We start from the raw sequence: 18645 nt of genomic DNA on the forward strand, positions 1-18645 counted from the left end.
GTTATGGATAAGATAAGAGCATATCTGGTGGGAATGTCCCGCCGGCAAAAACGGTTTCTCCAGGTAGCGACTGACATCCTGTTGATTTGGTTCGCCCTATGGATGGCGTTCGTAATACGCTTGGGAATTGACGAGCTAAGCAATCCATTTGTAGTCCACCTTTGGTTGTTTCTCAGTGCGCCAGTGATAGCGATTCCCTTGTTTGTGCGACTCGGAATGTATCGTGCGGTGATGCGTTACTTCGGTAATGATGCACTTATTATAATAATAAAGGCTGTTACTCTTTCGGCGTTGGTACTGGCATTAGCCGTGTATGTGTACAGCAACCACCAAACTGTAGTCCCACGCTCGATAGTGTTCAATTACTGGTGGTTGAGCATGGTTATGATCGGTGGCCTGCGTTTAGCCATGCGTCAATATTTTCTTGGGGATTGGTTCGCGGCCGCACAGCACGTTCCTTTCACTAATCGTGAGGATGGCTTGCCCAAAGTGGCCATCTATGGCGCGGGAGCCGCTGGCAACCAACTTGTTGCTGCTTTAAGAATGGGGCGACTTATGCGTCCTGTAGCCTTTATCGATGATGATGCCAGTATCTCCGATCGTGTGATTTCCGGGTTGCAGGTATACAAACCAAAAAATATTCAACGCATGATTGATGAGACGGGAGTGGGGGAGGTTCTCTTGGCCATTCCTTCTTGTTCTCGTGCCAGGCGTCGTGAAATTTTAAGTTACCTCGAAAGGTTTCCATTCCATGTACGGAGCGTGCCTGGTTTTATGGATCTTGCGAGTGGTTTGGTCAAAGTTGATGATATTCAAGAGGTGGATATTGCCGATCTACTCGGTCGCGATTCTGTCCCTCCCCAAGAAGACCTGCTCGCACACTGCATTAAAGGCCAGGTTGTTATGGTTACCGGTGCAGGAGGGTCTATTGGCTCCGAACTATGCCGGCAAATTTTATCTTTAGGACCTACATCGCTGATTCTGTTTGATCATAGTGAGTTTAATCTCTATAGCATCTTGTCAGAGCTGGAGCAGCGGGTAATAAGGGAATCCAGATCAATAAAATTGCTCCCCATTCTCGGCTCTGTGCGAAACCAGGAGAAGCTCCTTGATGTCATGAAACGCTGGAGTGTGGTCACGGTGTATCATGCTGCAGCTTATAAGCATGTGCCGATGGTAGAACATAATATTGCGGAAGGTATTCTAAATAATGTGATTGGCACCCTCAACACTGCTCAGGCGGCTCTGGAGGCTGGGGTCGCCAATTTTGTTTTGATCTCGACGGACAAGGCTGTCAGACCCACGAATATTATGGGCAGTACCAAAAGACTCGCAGAGCTGACATTACAAGCGTTGAGTAAAGAAGTTGCGCCGGTACTTTTTGGCGATTCGAGTAACGTATCAAGGGTTAATAAAACTCGGTTTACGATGGTTCGATTCGGAAACGTATTGGGGTCTTCGGGGTCTGTGATTCCACTATTCTACAAGCAAATTAAATCTGGCGGACCTCTAACGGTAACCCATCCAAAAATTACGCGTTATTTCATGACGATCCCTGAGGCAGCTCAATTGGTTATCCAAGCGGGTTCTATGGGAATGGGAGGGGATGTGTTTGTCCTGGATATGGGTGAGCCCGTAAAAATTGTGGAACTGGCAGAAAAGATGATCCACCTATCGGGATTAAGTGTTAGTTCAGATAAAAATCCGCACGGCGATATCGCCATCGAATTCACCGGGCTGCGCCCAGGAGAAAAGCTGTATGAGGAGCTTCTCATTGGTGATGACGTCGTTGCAACAAGACACCCAATGATCATGAGTGCAAATGAAGACTATCTCTCTTGGGAAACCCTCAAAAATAAACTGAGCGAACTGATCAGTGCTGTGAACGATGATAATTATTTACTGGTGCGTCAGTTATTGCGTGAGTCCGTCAGTGGATATTCCCCTGACGGAGAGATTGTAGATTGGGTGCATGAGCAGCAGCGTAGGCGACGAGAGCCATAATCACGGGATGCTTCGCCGGTTGCTAAGCCTTTAGATTACTTATTCTGCGGTAGCAAGGAGACAAACAACTCACGATTCTGAATGATTGATTCAGGAGCGCATAACTTGTGCTCAGAGAAGTCGAGAATATGCCTGCGCTTTTCTTGTTTTTCTTGAGGTGTTGTCTTGGAAAATGCATCTATCACCCGTGCAAATGACTGGGGCGTGCCAAGCGGTAAAACCCAGCCGAGATTATCTTGTTCAAGCGAACGCCAAGGAGTTCTATCACTTAGTAGAACAGGCGTTCCAGCGCTAATCGACTCGGCGATCACATGGCCATAGTTTTCCCCCTGTGTGGGAAAGAGGAATAAATCGTACGCAGAGAATATTTCTCTAACATCATCAGGCATTACTGTTCCGCAGTAGTTGTATTGAATGTGATCTGGTAGGGACGAAAGTAACTGTTCGCAGTGCGCCCAATAAGGTAAATCTTCCTTCGGGCCATAAATATCAAATTGGAGGCTGCATGTAGTCTCTGCAAGTATGCTTATAGCAAAATCGAGATTTTTCATGGGCGATATTCTCGATAGAAAAATAACGCGTAAAGAGCTTTCTTCTGTTTGATGCGGGGGGTGGAGGTTGAGCGAAGCTGGCGACGGTGAATTAACAGATGGTAAGTCTGAGGCGATTTTTATCTCGCTCTTATCAATGCCTAGTGCTTTTTCAATATCGTTCGCTTCAAATTCACTGGACGCCTGGAAAGTTAAATTTTTACCCAGGCGCAAAAATTGAGAAATGGCAATGTAGAGTTTCTTCTTGATTTTTTTTATTTCTAAAGCTGCTGAAGAAAACTCTCCCCTAGGGGCAAGAACGAAAGGTGTCGAATGATCACGCGATAAATAACGGTATAGAAGTGGGAAGATAGTAAATCTGCAATCAAAAAAACTATTCAAATATACGATGTCATGAGGTGTGGATTTTATTATTTTACGGATGCCTAAAAGGTTGAGCTTTTCTGCAGGTAGGTAATAGACATAGGCGTTTCCTTGGCGCTGCCAAACTTCGTGCTGGATGCTATGGTAGGGTATTGTATCGCCCAAGTCATGATTACGAGTGACGATCCAGAACTCAAGAGAATCATCTAGATGAGCAACCATATTTTCTATTGTGCGGACGGGGCCGCCACCTTTATAGCCCGGTACATAATAAGAAGAAAATGTTAATATTTTTAACTTGTTCATGTTAGGTCCGAGATGGTTATACATTTTAATAAAGAATTGCTAATGAAGTTGTTTTCTAGGAAAAGGTATTTTTTGGGAAAGATAAATGGCGAAAAGTCCGAGTGAGCATAGAAAAAGATAAAATAATAAACCTGGTACGTTTATACCCATTTGGGCCGCGGCAGTAGATATTATACTTGCCCACAGAGCAGTTAAAAAAGCGTTTGAGAAGATTTTGTGAACTATAAGCTCACTAACCAGTACGGTATATGTGATTAAGAACATGCAAGATATTACAATTAGCGTGCTGCCTGATAAGTAGAAAAGTGAAATAGGACCAGGTAAGCTAGCAAATAAGAACTTTTCTGAATCTGAAAATCTATAATCTGAGTTTGCGATATTTTGAAATTGCGTAGTTTTTCCAATTTCTACTTTTTCAGTTAGAACTGAAAGGAAAAGTGTTCGATCTTTTTGCTTGTAGGAAGATGTTGCCATTAGCCCCTCTAGGCCAATCCATCGATCCACAGAAAACTTTGAAAGCTTTAGTATACTATTTTTGAAAAGACTTATTTCAAAGTTTATAGAGGGCTTTTGAACCAGCCCGGAATAATGATAATCGCGAATGGAATTAACTAGCGGAAATGTGGCGGCGTATAGTGCGAGCGCGCAGATTAGTATTAAAGCAGAGGATTTTAAGTTGAGATTTTTTGTTAGCTTTCGATTTAAGAAAGTTGCCATAAAAATTGGTATGATATGAAAAACAAAGAGTCCTCTACTCAGCAAGGAAATAGATGAGAAAGTTGCTTCAAATAAAGATAATAATACAATGTAAATATTTGCTTTGGTTAGGGAGAACTCCCACCACAATAAAGTGGCTATGGCCATAGCGAAACCAGTAGACATTAGCCAGGAAAAAATTGCATTCAGAGGCCAGATTATAGTCTTCGGGACTATTCCTATTTGTTGGAATGAAAAATAAATATTTATTACCGAAAGTATGATTATTGATGAAATGAGTATAATCCAAAGAGGGAGTTTTAATTTTTTGTACAAGGTTGGCGGTAATGGAGGGGTTTCTATAATTAAAGTAGACTGGTTTTTATTTGCAAAATTATAAAAATAGCGAGCAGCCAAAACGCCTATTACACCACAAGAGGCTACAAGCAGTATATTGTCCCATTCGTCGCCTGATCCGTTGAATTGGCCGATGGGCTCAACATAGTCATACTTAAATAATAAATGAAGTGTGGCTTTCAACCAAAATCCTAGCCATAACATGACTGATAAAAAAGTATATCCATAACTAACCTTTGAAAATAGTCCTGACAGCAGTAGAGCTAAGAATATAAGGGAGAAAAAAATATAACTATACTGGTTGCCAGGGTATTCAAAGGTGGCTAAAAGAAATAATGTTGACCACGAAAGCACCAGAAAAAATATAAAAATGTATTTTGCTTTTTTGCATGCAAGGAGGTGGAGAGAGAAGATCTTAAGTGCGTTCATAATTAGAAGTCTCTATATTTAGAAAGAGGTTTTTATCTAAAATTTAGAAAGACCAGCGCCCGTCGTGCTCCAATAAAAAACTTTCCTTCCGGACGAATTCTAAAAAAGCACAATATTTTTATTGTGATCATAGATTTTTTTGAAGGCACAATTGAGAAATTATTACACAGCTTTTTCCAGCGCTCAGCTAAATTTGGGTGATCTGCCGCGATCCTGATGTACATTCTAAATGCGTTTTTGAATATCATCTCGTGGGTTTCTTTTTCGGAGTGCTGTAAGACATAAGTAAGCGCCATGTCGACATCCTCAACGGAGACCTTGTACCCACTGTTATAAATGTTCACAACTGAGCTAACACATGAAGTGTCACATCCCCATTGCGTTAGCAAGTGATTCCAATAATTTTCCTGAATACCTCTTGATAAATTCAATTGCCGCAAAGCAGAGGAGGTGGAAATTTGAGTGGTGTGAACTCGATATTTAAGCAGAACCTCGGGTACGTTAGCCATCTTCCAGCCGCAAATTGCCGCACGAACCCAGAGATCATAATCTTCCGCCTTATCCCACTTGTGTCTATATTGTAGTCGCTTGACAAAGTCGGCGCGCATCATGACTGTGGGATGTGCAAAAGGTGATATGAAGAGTAAAGCTATCTTAATTGCACTGTCGGATTCCGGCAGTTTGACAATGCGTTTATCAGTCGTACCAAATCGTTTAACCCAACTTCCAACGATGTCGGCACCTGAGTAGTTTAAATACTCTAATTGCTTTTCAAATCTCGTCGATATTGCGATATCATCTTGGTCCATACGCGCAATCCACGTGCCTGTAGCTAGAGCGATGGATTCGTTGAGTGTATTAGCGAGGCCAGCATTCACTCTGCTAGAAAGTCTAATGCGGCGATCTATTTTTTCGTACTCTCGTAAGATGCTGAGTGAATTATCCGTTGAACCATCATCAATGATTATCAGCTCGAAATTAGACACGGTCTGATTTAATACTGAATCGATCGCGGATGCCAGGTGTGCAGCACCGTTATATACCGGAAGAATCACTGAAATAAGTGGTGCAGTATTGCATTCATCAGAATTCATGACGGTGCTTCCATAGCCAATCTCTGGTTGTTAAAAGGCCATCTAGAAAATGAACTTTAGGGCCCCAGCCTGTGTGGCTCTTGAGCTTTTGAGAATTGAGAATATTTGTACTCACATCAAAGCCCCGCTTTGGTAAATGTTCAACCTTGATATCGCAATCGATATCTTTCATTATAGGTCTCATTATTTCAATTACATCCATATTACTGAGGCCCACTTCTGATCCTAGATTGTAAATCTCCGACAGTTTACCGTTTTCCAACGCATGAAATATTCCGGAGGCTACATCACTGACGTAGAGGTAGTCTCGCACGCTTCCAGCCTGGCCAAAAACTTTGATAGCAGAACCTTTTATTGATGAGGCGATTGCAGTGGCTATAAAGCCTTGACCGATGAACGGACGTTGACCAGTACCATATGCATTTGCAGGGCGAACACAGGTGAACCGAAGATTATGGGTCATAGCATAAAGAAAAGCATAACTTTCCAACGTAAGCTTCGTCACACCGTAAGGTGATATCGGTTTTGTGGGATGCTCTTCACTTATAGGCAGAGATAGCGCTTCACCGTACACCGTCCCGCCTGAGGAAACGAGTACCAGCTTTAATCCACGGCGAGCGACCTCTGCAAACAACTGCACAGTAGCTGGGAGGTTTTGCTCCAAATCAGCTAATGGGTTTTCAAAAGATGTATTGGGTACTGTCGCATAAGCGAGATGGATTACCTCCTGATGCGTATTCAATATCTTGCAAATAAGATTCTTATGGGCAAAATCTCCGGCTATATACTTAGCCCCTAGGGGAACCTCATAGCGCGGCTTAGCGCTTCGCCCAAGGACCGTCACGTTTCTTCCTGACGCCACCAGTTGTGCAACAAGAAAGTGACCGATGTAGCCTCCACCCCCAATAACGAGTGTGGTTAGACCTGGCGAGAATTTACTGATCATAGGCTGATCCAGGTCGGCGGGATAAGATCATCTATATGATTATTAGTGTTGAACCAGCTTTTCGGTGTAATGACGATTTTGTCATTATTCGCATTTAGCCAAGCTCCCCACCAACTGAATGAACTGTTCGCAATGATGTTGTGTTTGCAGAGACTCATAAGTCTCATGTCGTTGTAGCTTGCTGCCCCATTGTTATGATCTACGTAACAGTGAGGGTGCTCTATTTTTAAATGTTCTTTGACCCAGTTTATATCATCTGAAAAAATGAAAAATGTTGGCGGTTTATTCATGTGAGTAAAATGGCTTATGGCAGCCTGGTAGTAATCCAAAGAGCATGCGCTATATGCTGAGTTATTCACATAGTCGCCTCTTCGTATATGTAGGCTCACCGCCTCTGTATTGCTGATTAAGTTTGCAATGCGCGAATTTTCATTGTCCATAGGTAGCTTGAACGAGAAATCTTTTCGGATAATAGATTCAATATTTTTGAAGTAGCGTTCGCTCTGCCAGTATCCACTCAGATAGGTGTTGTCCGATAAGTCCTGAAAACCCCGCCAGTATTGAAATGATGGTTCAATACTCAATGTGGTTTTGCGCAACCAGGTAAGACGAGGGCGGTGCAGAACACTACGAACGATAGTAGGGGCTTGCCAGCCGAGAATTTTTTTTATGTCCGAGCTACTGGCTATTTTAAAGTCGGCGCTAAATATTTTATTGAGCTCAAAGCCCTGATGAAGGGCGTATGAATCGAAAGAAGTAACGTCTAGGAGTAACTCTGTATTTTTTTCTACAGAAAGTGCCTTGGCAGCTGCATATTGAAACATTTGGTTGCCTAGGCCGCCTATAATATGCGCAATTATCATTTCAAATTTTCCTCAATTGCACACTAAGTAATCTAGAGGTTGCAGGGTTTTTCCATAGCATTATAAATAATAAACAAGCTACGATTAGCGACGTAATTATGATATATCCTATTGCGCTAATCCAGCTGGAAGCATATGGGATACTGTCGATAAGACTCGCCATTCCTAGCATGCAAAGGAGTGAGCTGAAGCAGCGAAATTTATCCAGTTTGAATTTAACTTGGGTATACATATTTGCAGTCATACTAACTATCATGGCTAGCGCACCTGCCACTAAGGCTGCTGCGGCCCATTTTATATCAAGTTGGCGTGTACCAGAATAAAAAATACAGACTATAATCACCGTTGCGCCGAGTGCGTAAGGCGTTGCAAGAGAGATTGTTTTTCTCCGTACATGCGCGGCGTTACCAAGGAGATTTCCTAACGCTCTGCAGAGCTCCACAATCGCTCCTGCAGCTACAAAGAGCCAAGCATCACTGTACTCTGGAGCAACTAGTAATTTCAGGAGATAAGGTGCCGTTAAGATCGTCAAGCCTGCGATCAAGAGATAAGTTGGCACCAAAGTATTCAGTAGATCTGAGACTGCTAGTTCAATCTCCGAGTTGTCAGATTGTTCGCTTACCCTGCGGAAAAAAAACGGGTACAGGAATTGAATTGCAAGCGATTCGATCAAGGCCCATATCTGGCCAGCCAATTGAAGCCCGACAGCAATGAACCCAAGCTGCGCCAAGCCCCAATAAAATTGAATGGCAAATCGATAGCCCGATAGTTGAATCCACATAAGGCCTGCCGCAAGTGATAGCGGTAGACAGTAGCTGATAATCACATCTTTGGATAATAATGGAATTTTCGGCTGGCGACGAATCTCCACTGAGACTTGTTTATTTAACTGGTATCGTGCTCCCAATGCACCTACCGCCATTCCTATCGCTTGGCCGACAAACCATGAGGTTGCTGACGTCCATATGGCTACAAGCAATATCGAAGTAACAAGACTCGTAGAAGACGTTACTATCGACCAAAAAACTGAGTGCCCTCGAAACCCAAGCATGTTTAACATTGGGATGAACGTTGCATTCCATGTTCCGGCAACGACCATAGCAAAGACAGGGAATATATTTAAAATAATCATCGTCGAGTTGGTAGGGGGAAAGACTCCTAAAGCAATAATTGCCCCAAAAGTAGAGGAGGCAATGACGTAAGAGCGATACGATTTTAGCCTCGGAATTATCGTCTTGTCATCCCACCACCTGTGGGTATTCAAATTTATGTGTTGACCGACGGGATTTATAAGAAATAAACCACACAGCATTTGAATCGTTATTAATATGGCCAACTCACCGTATTTCTCGGGCGGAAGGAATGAGGTGACAGCGCGAATTGAAATCAGAGCAATCAACGTTGAGATAAGTCGGCCGGAGCTGATTATTAATAATTCTTTTTTAACGTTCAAGGTCTTTAACTATCGTATTTACGATAGTCTCCGCGAAGAACGGTGAACTAAATGGATGAGCCAGCTTGCTCTTTAAAAAGTCTGCGATGCGCTGTTGATATGCGGTGTATTCAGAGTCTGGCATTTTTTTTAGGAGGTTATAGAGATCCTGCATGTTGCTAAATTTGCGTCGATCTATAAAACAATCTGCCGGGATATAGTCGGTTATATTGCTGGCACCCCAATAAATAGGAATGCAGCCTGCAAAAAAACAATCAAAAATCTTTTCAGTTATATATCCGGGTAAATCTTTGACATTTTCATAACAAATGGAAAATCTGGTTTTTTTCAAAACTTCATATTTGCTTTCTATTTTCCCTCGGTAGCTCGGGAACGGTTCTGATTTTAGAACGCGGTTAATAAATGGCCACGTTCGCCGTTGAATTTTTCCGATATAGCCAGCTTTTGCCGCGGGTAAATTCCAGTCTATCCCGTATAGATGGAAGTCTGCGGGCGCATTTTTTTCGAACCATTTTATTGCAATGATCCGTTCAGAGTAGAGGTCATTAGTGCTGGCTATCGTTAGTGCTCTGTTGCTGGAGATTAAGCAACAAAATTGATTCCTTGAAGTAATACCGTCTACGTCATTAACTCGTAATTCATTTGGGAAATTTATTTTAATGATGTGATCATTGTCTACGAGACGCTCATCCCATGTAAAAACTTTACGGTAACTGGAAAACAGCTTGTGATTTCCATTTTCAGGTTTGATGAATTTCGTTTCAAATAACATCAAATATTTATCTACGCTCAATGAGTCTGGCTGTACATCTTGATGTAATTCAAATGCAACTGGACTTTGTGTTGCGATATCTGACGTTTGTAGTTGTATGTTTTTTTTAAGCAGTTCTTCTCTCAGTAGGGCGTAGGGCGCAAAGCAATTGTCCCTATTCTGAGGGCTTCCAAGATCAAAGATTGTATTGTTGCGCATACCTGGAGCGCGAAGTATGGAAACTTTCATTGCTTGGACCTGCTTATGTTAACTTCCAACTGTTGGATTATCGATTTTGCTTCATGGTGCTCGTGTTCCCACCATCGGGAAGCAAGAATAAGGTTCTGATCATCTGCGGAGAAACGGTACCTGATCAATCGCGCAGGAACGCCACCAACTATAGCGAAGGGCGGAACATCTTTGGTCACAACTGCGTTCGCGGCGATCACTGCTCCGAAGCCGACGTTAACACCTCGTAATATTACCGCATCAACGCCGATCCACACATCACTCTCAATATTGCAATCATGCTGGGTAAGTGTTTTCCAAGGGGTTTTATAAAAAATAGATGATGTGGAAATATGATCAAGTACGTGCTCGCCCTGACCGATAGATACGTTGTTAGCAATTGAGCAAAAACGTCCGATATTGCTTTTGGTAATATTTGTGTGTTCGCCGATATAAGTATAGCTGCCAATCCTGCTTTCTGAGTCTACATGAGTCTCATAGAGTGTTTCGATGCCGATTGAGGCCCCTATAGCTTTTGTAGAAACATGCGTAGATCGAACGTTGTTCCGTCCACGCATATTCTTGCAAGTTATTGCAATCTTATTTTTAAATGCCGAAATAAATCGCATTAGGCTTGAATGCTTTTAAGAAGATTGAATGCCTCTGGTATGGAGTAGTGGTGGTTCCCTACAAATAACCCGAATCGGTCAATATGCTCAGCATTTTTCAGGTCACCGTGTACTTCTGAGTCGAAATATTTAACCACTTCATTTTTTGCAAAATTTCCGGCTACAATTGGTCGACACTCAAAGCCGAGGTCAGTAAGTTTTTCTACGAGATATTTGCGCGTCAACTTACTGCCTGGGCGAATCACTAGGCTAAACCCGAACCAGCTGGACTCTCCAAGCTCTCGTTGGATAATAATGTCTGGGTGGTCTGTCATTGCGGCCTGTAGCAGCAATCCATTTTTACGCCGCTCTTCGATCAGGCTAGGCAAGCGTTTTACCTGCTCAACGCCCAGCGCACCCTCAAGCTCCAGAGGACGGACGTTATATCCCGGCAGCACAAAGCGGAACGACTCCTCAAATGGATCATCGCTTTTATCGCTGCACACCAGGTTTTGCTTGGGCAAATTGCGAGTCCAGCCGTGCGCTCTAAGCGACAGCAAGATCTGATACAACTCCTCATCGTCGGTTACGATCAAGCCTCCCTCCATCGTTGAGATGTGATGACTGAAGAAGGAGCTGAAGCTGCCCATTACGCCGAATGTACCGGCCTGTTTGCCGTTATAAGTTGCGCCCATGGATTCGCAGTTATCTTCAATCAGCACGATTTTCCGATCGCCGATGATTTCTTGAATACGCCCAAAATCGTTTGGATTACCAAGTAAATTGACCGCCATGATTGCGCGGGTTTTATCCGTTACAGCAAGCTCGAGCTGTTCGAGATCGTAATTGAGCGTGTGGAGGTCGATGTCTACAAATTTGATCTTCAGACCATACTGGTAAAGTGGGTAGTAGGTAGTGCTCCATGAAACTGCAGGAACAATAATCTCGTCGCCTCTTTGTAGCTTGATGGAGGCGTTTTGCGTGTAAAACAGTGCGGCGACAATCAACAGGTTGGCCGACGATCCGGAGTTCACCATCACACAATGCTTACTGCCTACAAATTCCGCAAAGTCCCGTTCAAATGCCTTGACCTGCTCACCCATTGTAAACATGCCGGTGGCGATGACGCGCTGCATCGCTTCAAGCTCTTCCTTCTCCCATGAGGAGGTAGCCAGCGGAAATTTAATGCTCATTGTTGATGCTCCAGATAATAGCTATAAGTCTTTTCAATACCTTCTTGCAAACTATGTCGCGGCTTCCATCCCCACGATATTTGGCGCTCGATGTTCACAAGTTTTCGCGCCATGCCCACAGGTTTAGTAAGGTCGTGCTCGAACGTCCCTTCATAGCCCATTACTGTGGCTGCAGTGCGGTAGTAGTCATTTATTGAGTGGTCGTTACCCAGACCTATATTCATATAGCGAGGGACCGACTCAAAATGCTTAATTGCGTGTATTAGTGCATCTGCCAAATCGCCCCCATACATGAACTCCCGTCTGGCAGAACCATCTCCCCACACATCGACTGAGGGCGCCCCCGTTTTCTTCGCTATATGGAGTTTGTGAATAATAGCCGGTAACAAGTGTGAGTGAGCAGGATCGAATTTGTCAAAACGTCCGAAGATATTGCAGGGGATCAGCGTCTTATATTGAAGTCCTTGGTTTTCACGTGAAATATAGTCGCACAGTCGCGCTGTCACTATTTTGGCCAAGGCATAGCCTTCATTGGTCGGCTCCAGTTCTCCCGTCAGCACCATATCTTCGCTGAGCGATCCGGTATGGTTGCGAGGGTACATGCAGGAGCTACCGAGATTGATCAGGCGGGGCACGCCTGCGAGCTGTGCTGCGCTGACGACGTTGCGACCTATATCAAGGTTGTCTCGAAGGAAGTTCACAGGCTCCCTGACGTTCGCTTGGATCCCTCCTACCTTTCCTGCCGCGTGAATGATGAAGTCAGGCTTATGCCGCTCAACGTAAGCCTGCACCGCGAGAAAATCCCGCAGGTCCAGCTCGCTGCTGCGCGGAGCTAATACTTCAAACTCGCCAATCTCGGGATGGTCGAGCAAGTTGCGCCCTACCATTCCTCCTCCGCCTGTCAACAGTATTCGTTTCGTGCTCATTGGATGGGTAGCCAACTCAATTATTCGTTATAGCTGAACGTCGTGTAGCCGTGTTGATTGACAAGCTCATCACGCTCCGCGCTTTTAAGGTCCTCGCGCACCATCTCACTGACGAGTTCTTCGAATGTGATTTTTGGCGTCCAACCCAACTTCGTTTTCGCTTTGGTTGCATCTCCCAGTAGTGTTTCCACTTCAGTTGGGCGGAAGTATCTTGGGTCTACTGCCACGATGCATTTACCATCCTCGCTGTACCCTTTTTCGTCTACGCCCGAGCCTTGCCAGGTAATATTAATGCCTAGTTCGCTGGCCGCTGCGTTAACGAAATCACGGACACTGTATTGCACGCCTGTTGCTATAACAAAGTCTTCGGGGGTTTCTTGTTGCAGCATCAGCCATTGCATTTCTACGTAGTCTTTTGCGTGACCCCAGTCCCGCAAAGAATCCATATTGCCCAGGTACAGGCATTCTTGAAGGCCGAGTTTTATCCGAGCAAGTGCGCGAGTGATCTTGCGCGTGACGAAGGTTTCGCCTCGAATCGGACTTTCGTGGTTAAAAAGTATTCCGTTGCAGGCGTAGATCCCGTAAGCCTCTCGATAATTGACGGTGATCCAGTAGGCATATAGCTTCGCAACGGCGTAGGGGCTGCGTGGGTAGAAAGGCGTGGTTTCTTTCTGTGGCGTTTCTTGCACGAGGCCGTAAAGCTCGGAAGTGGACGCCTGATAGAAACGGGTCTTTTTTTCCAAGCCAAGAATTCGGATGGCTTCAAGAATACGCAGCGCACCGAGTGCATCGGAGTTGGCAGTATATTCAGGCTCTTCAAAAGAGACCGCTACGTGGCTTTGCGCTGCCAAATTGTAAATTTCGTCCGGTTGCACTTTTTGGATAATGCGCGTCAGGCTGGACGAGTCGGTCATATCTCCGTGGTGCAAGAAAAAAGGCAGGCCCTTGTCATGTACGTCATGGAATAGATGATCGATGCGAGCGGTGTTGAACAACGAGCTCCGGCGCTTCATGCCGTGTACTTCGTAGCCCTTGCTCAACAATAATTCAGCAAGATAGGCGCCATCTTGTCCAGTTACGCCTGTGATGAGTGCTTTCTTAATCATTTGCTCTTCCATAATTGTCTTCGAATCTAACGATATCGTTTTCACCCAGATAACTACCGGATTGGACTTCTATTATCTCAAGTTCAACCATTCCCGGGTTCTTCAGGCGATGGATTTCCCCGATGGGGATGTACGTGGATTGGTTTTCGGTCAAAATAAAAGTGTCAGCGCCGCGTGTCACTTCGGCCGTCCCTTTTACAACGATCCAGTGTTCGGCTCGGTGATGGTGTTTTTGCAGTGACAACGAGGCGCCTGGTTTCACACCAATTCTTTTGACCTGAAAGCGATCGCCCGTATCAATACTGTCGTACCAACCCCAGGGTCGCGAAACTTTTCGATGGGTGATCGCCTGACTGCAGTTTTCTTTTTCCAGTTGCAGGACGACGTTTTTAACGTGTTCTACATGATCTCTGTGGGTTATCAGGACTGCATCCGGGGTATCGATAATCAACAGGTTTTCAGTGCCTAATGCGACGACTGGTCGGTGTGGCGCGTGGATGAACGTGTTTCGGGATTGGCTTATTCGGCCTTGGCCGTGGATTCTGTTGCCGAATTCATCGGCTTCGGTCATTTCAGCCAGCGCATTCCAGCTACCTACGTCACTCCATTGCCCGCTGAATGGAGCTACTACTACATGGTCATGGTGCTCCATTACGGCGTAGTCAATGCTTTCTGCACGGCAGGTCGCAAAACTCGAAGCAGCAGGGCGGATAAAAGATGTTCCACCTGCGAGCCGTTCTGACGTTGCCTCATCGAAGGATGCTCGGCAGACCTCCAGAATGTCCGGTGCATGGCGTTCCATCGCATCAATCAGTACTGTGCCTTTGCACAGGAAAATCCCTGCATTCCACAAGACATCGCCCCGCAGGAGCAAGGTCTGCGCGGTGGCAGCATCGGGCTTTTCTATAAAACGTTCGACGCGGCTACACCCATCCTTTTGAGCAAGGCCTTGCTGGATATAACCATAAGCGGTCGAGGGAAAGCTCGGCAGTACGCCATAGGTGACGATTGCTCCGCCTTGGGCGTGAGCAACGCCAAGCCGCACGGTTCTTGCGAAAGCTTCCGCATCCGGAATGTGGTGATCAGCTGGGCAAAACAGCAGTAAGTCTCGCCCTTCTTTCACACTGCTCAGCGCTGCAAGTGTCATGGCGGCTGCCGTGTTCCGAGCAGACGGCTCCAGAATCACTGCGCCCTTCAACTGTGTCGAGTGAAGGCCCTCAGAGACTAGAAACCGGTGATCTTCAGAAGCGACTAACAGCACATGATCCGCGAGGAGAGATACGCGTTCCAGTGTCAGTTGTAGCAGGCTTTTCTCCCCGATTAGAGGTACAAACTGTTTTGGAAAACTTTTGCGTGACAACGGCCATAGCCGAGATCCAGAGCCGCCACAGAGAATAACCGGGGTGATTGAGTTAGATGTCATCAGTGGTCTACTTGAACAAAAAGCCTAAAAAGCCAGTAAATGGCATTACCTACGTGGATCTCGACGAATTGAAATATCTATAAAGATATCTAGCGGCGTTGATATGCTTGGTCTTTTTGTGGTAGCTGCCTGACTCCACGCCGTAAGAGCTTTTCAGTTTCATACAAGTCAAAAAATCCTTTTCGCCGGACGTTTGTGAAACCCTCTAAGGGCGAGTTGCCATTTTTTTGACTAACTCTATATTGCCATCAGGTACGCTAACCTAATAGTTTACCTTATGCTTGGCGTGCTTCAAGTTTTACCTCATGCAAGGACTCTGACGTCATTTTTTAGCTGTTTTTTGGAGGCTTACAGTTTCCGATTGGCGGTGACTGCATTGATCTGTGGGGCGCATGTCCGCTATGACCTTACGCATCACATACTTTGTAACCTCGTCATTTTTGACATGGCTCTGTAGTCACCTAAGTTAGAAAAGCAGCCTCGGAAAAGCTGCTTTTCTCTTACACTGTCATGGAGCGTCACCAATGCAAAACACCTACCTCACCTCCCTAATCTTCGCCTTCCTCACGACCCTCTCAGTCACCACCACCGCAGCCCCGTCCATCAAACCCGAAGCTCCAACCCCTATCACCGCCCAGATGACCAAGGTCGAGCAGTCCACCAAGGTCAACCTGAACACCGCCGATGCCGAGACCCTGCGTCGTGACCTCTTCGGTATCGGTGCCGCTAAAGCCCAGGCGATCATCGCCTATCGCGAAAGCAATGGTCCGTTCACGGCGGTGGATGAGTTGTTGGAAGTGAAGGGGATTGGCAAGGCGCTGCTGGAGAAGAATCGCGATAGGCTGGCCATCAACTGATTCATCCAGGAGGCCGGTCATTGATCGGCCTTTTTGCCCTCCGGGTTCTGCGTTTTCAGGCGTTCGCGCACCACGGCCATGATCTGTCTTGCCAATTGAGGGGCTTCAACACTCCTGGCCAGTACCAATGCGCCCACCAGTGTCGACATCATCACCAGGCTCTTTGCATCGCAACGCTCATCTCCCAATGCCGTTTCTATTTGCTTGAGCCTTGCGTTGAGTACCTGGTCTGTAGTCGCACTGGGCTGGCCTCGGAGCCCCAGTTCTGAACACATCGTTGGCAGCGGGCAGCCTTGGTCCGGGGAGGCCAGGTGCCATTCCGACAGGTAACTGTCGATAAACGCGCCCAGCGGCTGCTCCTGGCTGAACAGCATGTCGCAATGGGCGTCCAGGTCTGCGGCGGCCGCCTGCAGGGCTGTCTCCACCAGTTCGCCCTTGGATTTGAAATGCGCGTAAAAGCCGCCATGGGTCAGGTTCAACGCTTTCATCAGTGGCTGTAGGCCGGTGGCGTCGATGCCATCGCGGCGAAAGCGCGCAGAGGCTTCCGTGATGATGCGTTGGTGGGTCTGGGCTTTGTGGTTTTGTGAATAACGCATGGGGCATGCCTCGGTTACAGGCGGGCATTTTAGCCAACTTGACCTTTTTTACACACTCGTCGGCATGCAAGGCGTTGGCATGAAATGTGATTACATCTAGACGGAGGATTGTTCAACAATCGTGAGGTAGTCATGACGCTCAGTTTGTCTTTAGCCGACCAGATTGCCCTGGAGCTGCGTGCCGACATCATTGCGGGGCGGTTATTGCCAGGCATGGCATTGGTCGAGGTGGATCTGGTCAAGGCCTACAGTGCGTCGCGCAATACGATTCGCGAAGCCTTGCATCGTCTGGGGCAGGAGGGGTTGACCCGTTATGTGCGTAACAAGGGCGTTATGGTGCGGCGGTTGGAGCGTGAGGAAGTCCGCGACCTTTTTGTAGTCCGCCGTACCCTGGAGTTGCAGGCCATCGCCGGAAGCGATGCCTTGACGCACGAGCAATCCGAACGCCTGCAAAACGCCATTGACGCCACCACCCTGGCCCGTGAGCGCGAGGATTGGCGTGCGGTGGCCACCCACAGTTTGCTGTTCCATCAGCACATCGTCGGGTTGATGGGCAGCCCGTTGTTCGATGAGTTTTTTGCCCAGGTCATCGCCCAGTTGCGCCTGGTGTTTTGCGCCGCGCCTGATGAGCAACGTTTCCAGTCGCCCTGGCTGGAGCGTGACCGTGAGATTTATCAATGGCTGGTCCAGCAGGACAAACCGGCGGCAGGGGAGGCGATGAGCCTGTACCTGGATGATTCGGAACGCCTGTCCTTGGCCCTGTTTACCCACCCCTGATCGAGGATCTGCATCATGTACAAAGACTATCCGGCCGCTTATCAGGTCAGCAAGGGTTCGGCGTTGCAGGTCGACGCGGCATTTTACGAGCGCATTCGTGACCGAAAAGATCAGCGCAGCTTGATCGAGCAGTTCGAGGTACCGATTCGCACGGGCAGGGCGTGGAAGGTGCCCGCCGGGCATGTGTTTCGTGTTACCACGCCCGTGGGCCCGCAGGTGGGGGACTTCAATGTGTGGAACGCCAATGACCCCCGCGAACGTCTTTGGGCTGCACGTACCCGTCAGTTGCAGGGGGCGCATGTGAGCACTCATGACCGGCTATGGTCGAATCTGCCATTTCTAAGGCCACTGGTGACCATCACCGATGACAGCCTGGCCAGTTACGGCATCGATGAGCACGGCGGGCGTCTGCATGACTTGCTGGGGACGCGGTGCGATCCCTATGTGAACCGCATGCTCACCGGCGAGGACTTCCATCACCATTGCCACTCCAACCTGACCCGCGCGGTATTACCCCACGGTCTGACGGAATTCGACGTGCATGACGTGCTGAATATTTTCCAGTGCACGGGCCTCAATCACGACGACATGTATTTCATGAAAGCCTGCCCGGCGCAGAAGGGCGATTACCTGGAGTTCTTTGCCGAGATTGATTTGCTCTGCGCGCTGTCGACGTGCCCGGGCGGGGATTTGTCGCTGCCGATGTGGGGGCCGGATGCGCAGGATCCGCTGACGGTGTGCCGTCCGTTGGGGGTTGAGATCTATCGGCTGGAGGACGAGTTGCTGGACGGCTGGAGCCAGCCGGAGCGTGCTGCCTATAAAGGGCAGCACGGGTTGCAAATTGCCAAGGCGGATTGGGAGTAAGCGGTCCTAGCGGTCCTGCGCGTCCTTGGCGTCCGCCTGGGCATTGCGCTCGGCCACGCGCTTGCGTTGTTCGTCGGTGAGTTCCACCTTGTTGGCGCTGTCACGCAGCATCATCAGCCCTCCGACGATCGACCCAATCGCAACCACCATAATCAACCACGCATACCACGGCATAAGGCTCTCCTTGAGGCAGATTACCGTCGGAGAATTTTCCCACGGCAATAACTACTTTGAGTGACGGGCTTTCTGAGTAG

Annotated in this window: 18 protein-coding genes; 4 read left to right on the plus strand and 14 right to left on the minus strand. The window is 47.1% G+C overall.

Annotated features, from left to right (window positions below):
- The first annotated feature begins 3 nt into the window (after positions 1 to 3).
- A complete protein-coding gene (locus F6S08_RS04230; RefSeq protein ID WP_315871316.1) occupies positions 4 to 2004 on the plus strand; it encodes a nucleoside-diphosphate sugar epimerase/dehydratase in 2001 nt (666 codons plus the stop codon).
- A 35-nt stretch (positions 2005 to 2039) separates the two neighbouring features.
- On the opposite strand, the gene F6S08_RS04235 is transcribed toward F6S08_RS04230, so the two are convergent.
- From F6S08_RS04235 to F6S08_RS04290, 12 genes are read right to left on the minus strand one after another with little or no spacing between them, the layout of a single operon-like run.
- The gene (locus tag F6S08_RS04235; RefSeq protein ID WP_315871317.1) at positions 2040 to 3224 is read right to left on the minus strand and encodes a glycosyltransferase family 4 protein; all 1185 of its coding nucleotides are present in this window, start codon (positions 3222 to 3224) and stop codon (positions 2040 to 2042) included.
- 39 nt (positions 3225 to 3263) lie between these two features.
- Positions 3264 to 4706, minus strand: coding sequence for a hypothetical protein (locus F6S08_RS04240; protein WP_315871318.1), 1443 nt, complete (start codon positions 4704 to 4706; stop codon positions 3264 to 3266).
- Between the two features lie 32 nt (positions 4707 to 4738).
- Entirely contained in the window at positions 4739 to 5800 is a 1062-nt protein-coding gene (locus F6S08_RS04245; RefSeq protein ID WP_065947431.1) for a glycosyltransferase family 2 protein, read from the minus strand.
- On the minus strand, positions 5790 to 6746 hold the full coding sequence (locus F6S08_RS04250; RefSeq protein WP_315871319.1) for an NAD-dependent epimerase/dehydratase family protein: 957 nt from the start codon (positions 6744 to 6746) through the stop codon (positions 5790 to 5792). The genes F6S08_RS04245 and F6S08_RS04250 overlap by 11 nt, the downstream gene beginning before the upstream one ends.
- Positions 6743 to 7609, minus strand: a complete 867-nt coding sequence (locus tag F6S08_RS04255) for an alpha-1,2-fucosyltransferase (protein ID WP_315871320.1) — start codon at positions 7607 to 7609, stop codon at positions 6743 to 6745. Before F6S08_RS04255 ends, F6S08_RS04250 begins: the two co-directional genes overlap by 4 nt.
- Before the next feature lies 1 nt (position 7610).
- A complete protein-coding gene (locus F6S08_RS04260) occupies positions 7611 to 9062 on the minus strand; it encodes a hypothetical protein (RefSeq protein WP_315871321.1) in 1452 nt (483 codons plus the stop codon).
- The gene (locus tag F6S08_RS04265; RefSeq protein ID WP_315871322.1) at positions 9052 to 10062 is read right to left on the minus strand and encodes a glycosyltransferase family 10 domain-containing protein; all 1011 of its coding nucleotides are present in this window, start codon (positions 10060 to 10062) and stop codon (positions 9052 to 9054) included. Before F6S08_RS04265 ends, F6S08_RS04260 begins: the two co-directional genes overlap by 11 nt.
- Positions 10059 to 10670: a CatB-related O-acetyltransferase gene (locus F6S08_RS04270; protein ID WP_098480026.1), complete on the minus strand. Its 612-nt coding sequence runs from the start codon at positions 10668 to 10670 to the stop codon at positions 10059 to 10061. The genes F6S08_RS04265 and F6S08_RS04270 overlap by 4 nt, the downstream gene beginning before the upstream one ends.
- On the minus strand, positions 10670 to 11842 hold the full coding sequence (locus F6S08_RS04275; protein WP_315871323.1) for a DegT/DnrJ/EryC1/StrS family aminotransferase: 1173 nt from the start codon (positions 11840 to 11842) through the stop codon (positions 10670 to 10672). The genes F6S08_RS04270 and F6S08_RS04275 overlap by 1 nt, the downstream gene beginning before the upstream one ends.
- On the minus strand, positions 11839 to 12768 hold the full coding sequence (locus F6S08_RS04280) for a GDP-L-fucose synthase family protein (protein WP_065947435.1): 930 nt from the start codon (positions 12766 to 12768) through the stop codon (positions 11839 to 11841). Before F6S08_RS04280 ends, F6S08_RS04275 begins: the two co-directional genes overlap by 4 nt.
- A gap of 20 nt (positions 12769 to 12788) precedes the next feature.
- Positions 12789 to 13874, minus strand: coding sequence for a GDP-mannose 4,6-dehydratase (gene gmd, locus F6S08_RS04285; protein ID WP_065947436.1), 1086 nt, complete (start codon positions 13872 to 13874; stop codon positions 12789 to 12791).
- Positions 13867 to 15297 (minus strand): mannose-1-phosphate guanylyltransferase/mannose-6-phosphate isomerase, encoded by a 1431-nt coding sequence (locus F6S08_RS04290; RefSeq protein WP_065947437.1) that lies wholly within the window; start codon positions 15295 to 15297, stop codon positions 13867 to 13869. Before F6S08_RS04290 ends, gmd begins: the two co-directional genes overlap by 8 nt.
- Before the next feature lie 524 nt (positions 15298 to 15821).
- Between F6S08_RS04290 and F6S08_RS04295 the strand changes: the two genes are divergently transcribed.
- The gene (locus F6S08_RS04295) at positions 15822 to 16154 is read left to right on the plus strand and encodes a ComEA family DNA-binding protein (protein WP_027604151.1); all 333 of its coding nucleotides are present in this window, start codon (positions 15822 to 15824) and stop codon (positions 16152 to 16154) included.
- 17 nt (positions 16155 to 16171) lie between these two features.
- On the opposite strand, the gene F6S08_RS04300 is transcribed toward F6S08_RS04295, so the two are convergent.
- The gene (locus tag F6S08_RS04300; RefSeq protein ID WP_315871324.1) at positions 16172 to 16750 is read right to left on the minus strand and encodes a TetR/AcrR family transcriptional regulator; all 579 of its coding nucleotides are present in this window, start codon (positions 16748 to 16750) and stop codon (positions 16172 to 16174) included.
- Between the two features lie 132 nt (positions 16751 to 16882).
- Here F6S08_RS04300 and F6S08_RS04305 point away from each other — a divergent pair, with 132 nt between their 5' ends.
- Both F6S08_RS04305 and F6S08_RS04310 read left to right on the plus strand, forming a co-directional pair.
- A complete protein-coding gene (locus F6S08_RS04305) occupies positions 16883 to 17527 on the plus strand; it encodes a GntR family transcriptional regulator (protein ID WP_315871325.1) in 645 nt (214 codons plus the stop codon).
- A gap of 15 nt (positions 17528 to 17542) precedes the next feature.
- Entirely contained in the window at positions 17543 to 18391 is an 849-nt protein-coding gene (locus F6S08_RS04310; protein ID WP_027604148.1) for an urea carboxylase-associated family protein, read from the plus strand.
- Positions 18392 to 18397: 6 nt separating this feature from the next.
- Here F6S08_RS04310 and F6S08_RS04315 read toward each other — a convergent pair whose 3' ends face one another.
- Positions 18398 to 18565: a DUF2897 family protein gene (locus tag F6S08_RS04315; protein ID WP_003172675.1), complete on the minus strand. Its 168-nt coding sequence runs from the start codon at positions 18563 to 18565 to the stop codon at positions 18398 to 18400.
- Between the last annotated feature and the right edge of the window lie 80 nt (positions 18566 to 18645).

Origin of the sequence: Pseudomonas sp. JV449, assembly GCF_032424295.1 — a bacterium.
Lineage (GTDB): Bacteria > Pseudomonadota > Gammaproteobacteria > Pseudomonadales > Pseudomonadaceae > Aquipseudomonas > Aquipseudomonas marginalis.

Coding starts and splice junctions, on each gene's coding strand:
- F6S08_RS04255 (WP_315871320.1), bottom strand. CDS start 7,609: ATGATAATTGCGCATATTATAGGCGGCCTAGGCAACCAAATGTTTCAA.
- F6S08_RS04315 (WP_003172675.1), bottom strand. CDS start 18,565: ATGCCGTGGTATGCGTGGTTGATTATGGTGGTTGCGATTGGGTCGATC.
- F6S08_RS04310 (WP_027604148.1), top strand. CDS start 17,543: ATGTACAAAGACTATCCGGCCGCTTATCAGGTCAGCAAGGGTTCGGCG.
- F6S08_RS04250 (WP_315871319.1), bottom strand. CDS start 6,746: ATGATCAGTAAATTCTCGCCAGGTCTAACCACACTCGTTATTGGGGGT.
- F6S08_RS04305 (WP_315871325.1), top strand. CDS start 16,883: ATGACGCTCAGTTTGTCTTTAGCCGACCAGATTGCCCTGGAGCTGCGT.
- F6S08_RS04280 (WP_065947435.1), bottom strand. CDS start 12,768: ATGAGCACGAAACGAATACTGTTGACAGGCGGAGGAGGAATGGTAGGG.
- F6S08_RS04240 (WP_315871318.1), bottom strand. CDS start 4,706: ATGAACGCACTTAAGATCTTCTCTCTCCACCTCCTTGCATGCAAAAAA.
- F6S08_RS04275 (WP_315871323.1), bottom strand. CDS start 11,842: ATGAGCATTAAATTTCCGCTGGCTACCTCCTCATGGGAGAAGGAAGAG.
- F6S08_RS04245 (WP_065947431.1), bottom strand. CDS start 5,800: ATGAATTCTGATGAATGCAATACTGCACCACTTATTTCAGTGATTCTT.
- F6S08_RS04270 (WP_098480026.1), bottom strand. CDS start 10,670: ATGCGATTTATTTCGGCATTTAAAAATAAGATTGCAATAACTTGCAAG.
- F6S08_RS04295 (WP_027604151.1), top strand. CDS start 15,822: ATGCAAAACACCTACCTCACCTCCCTAATCTTCGCCTTCCTCACGACC.
- F6S08_RS04235 (WP_315871317.1), bottom strand. CDS start 3,224: ATGAACAAGTTAAAAATATTAACATTTTCTTCTTATTATGTACCGGGC.
- gmd (WP_065947436.1), bottom strand. CDS start 13,874: ATGATTAAGAAAGCACTCATCACAGGCGTAACTGGACAAGATGGCGCC.
- F6S08_RS04265 (WP_315871322.1), bottom strand. CDS start 10,062: ATGAAAGTTTCCATACTTCGCGCTCCAGGTATGCGCAACAATACAATC.
- F6S08_RS04290 (WP_065947437.1), bottom strand. CDS start 15,297: ATGACATCTAACTCAATCACCCCGGTTATTCTCTGTGGCGGCTCTGGA.
- F6S08_RS04230 (WP_315871316.1), top strand. CDS start 4: ATGGATAAGATAAGAGCATATCTGGTGGGAATGTCCCGCCGGCAAAAA.
- F6S08_RS04300 (WP_315871324.1), bottom strand. CDS start 16,750: ATGCGTTATTCACAAAACCACAAAGCCCAGACCCACCAACGCATCATC.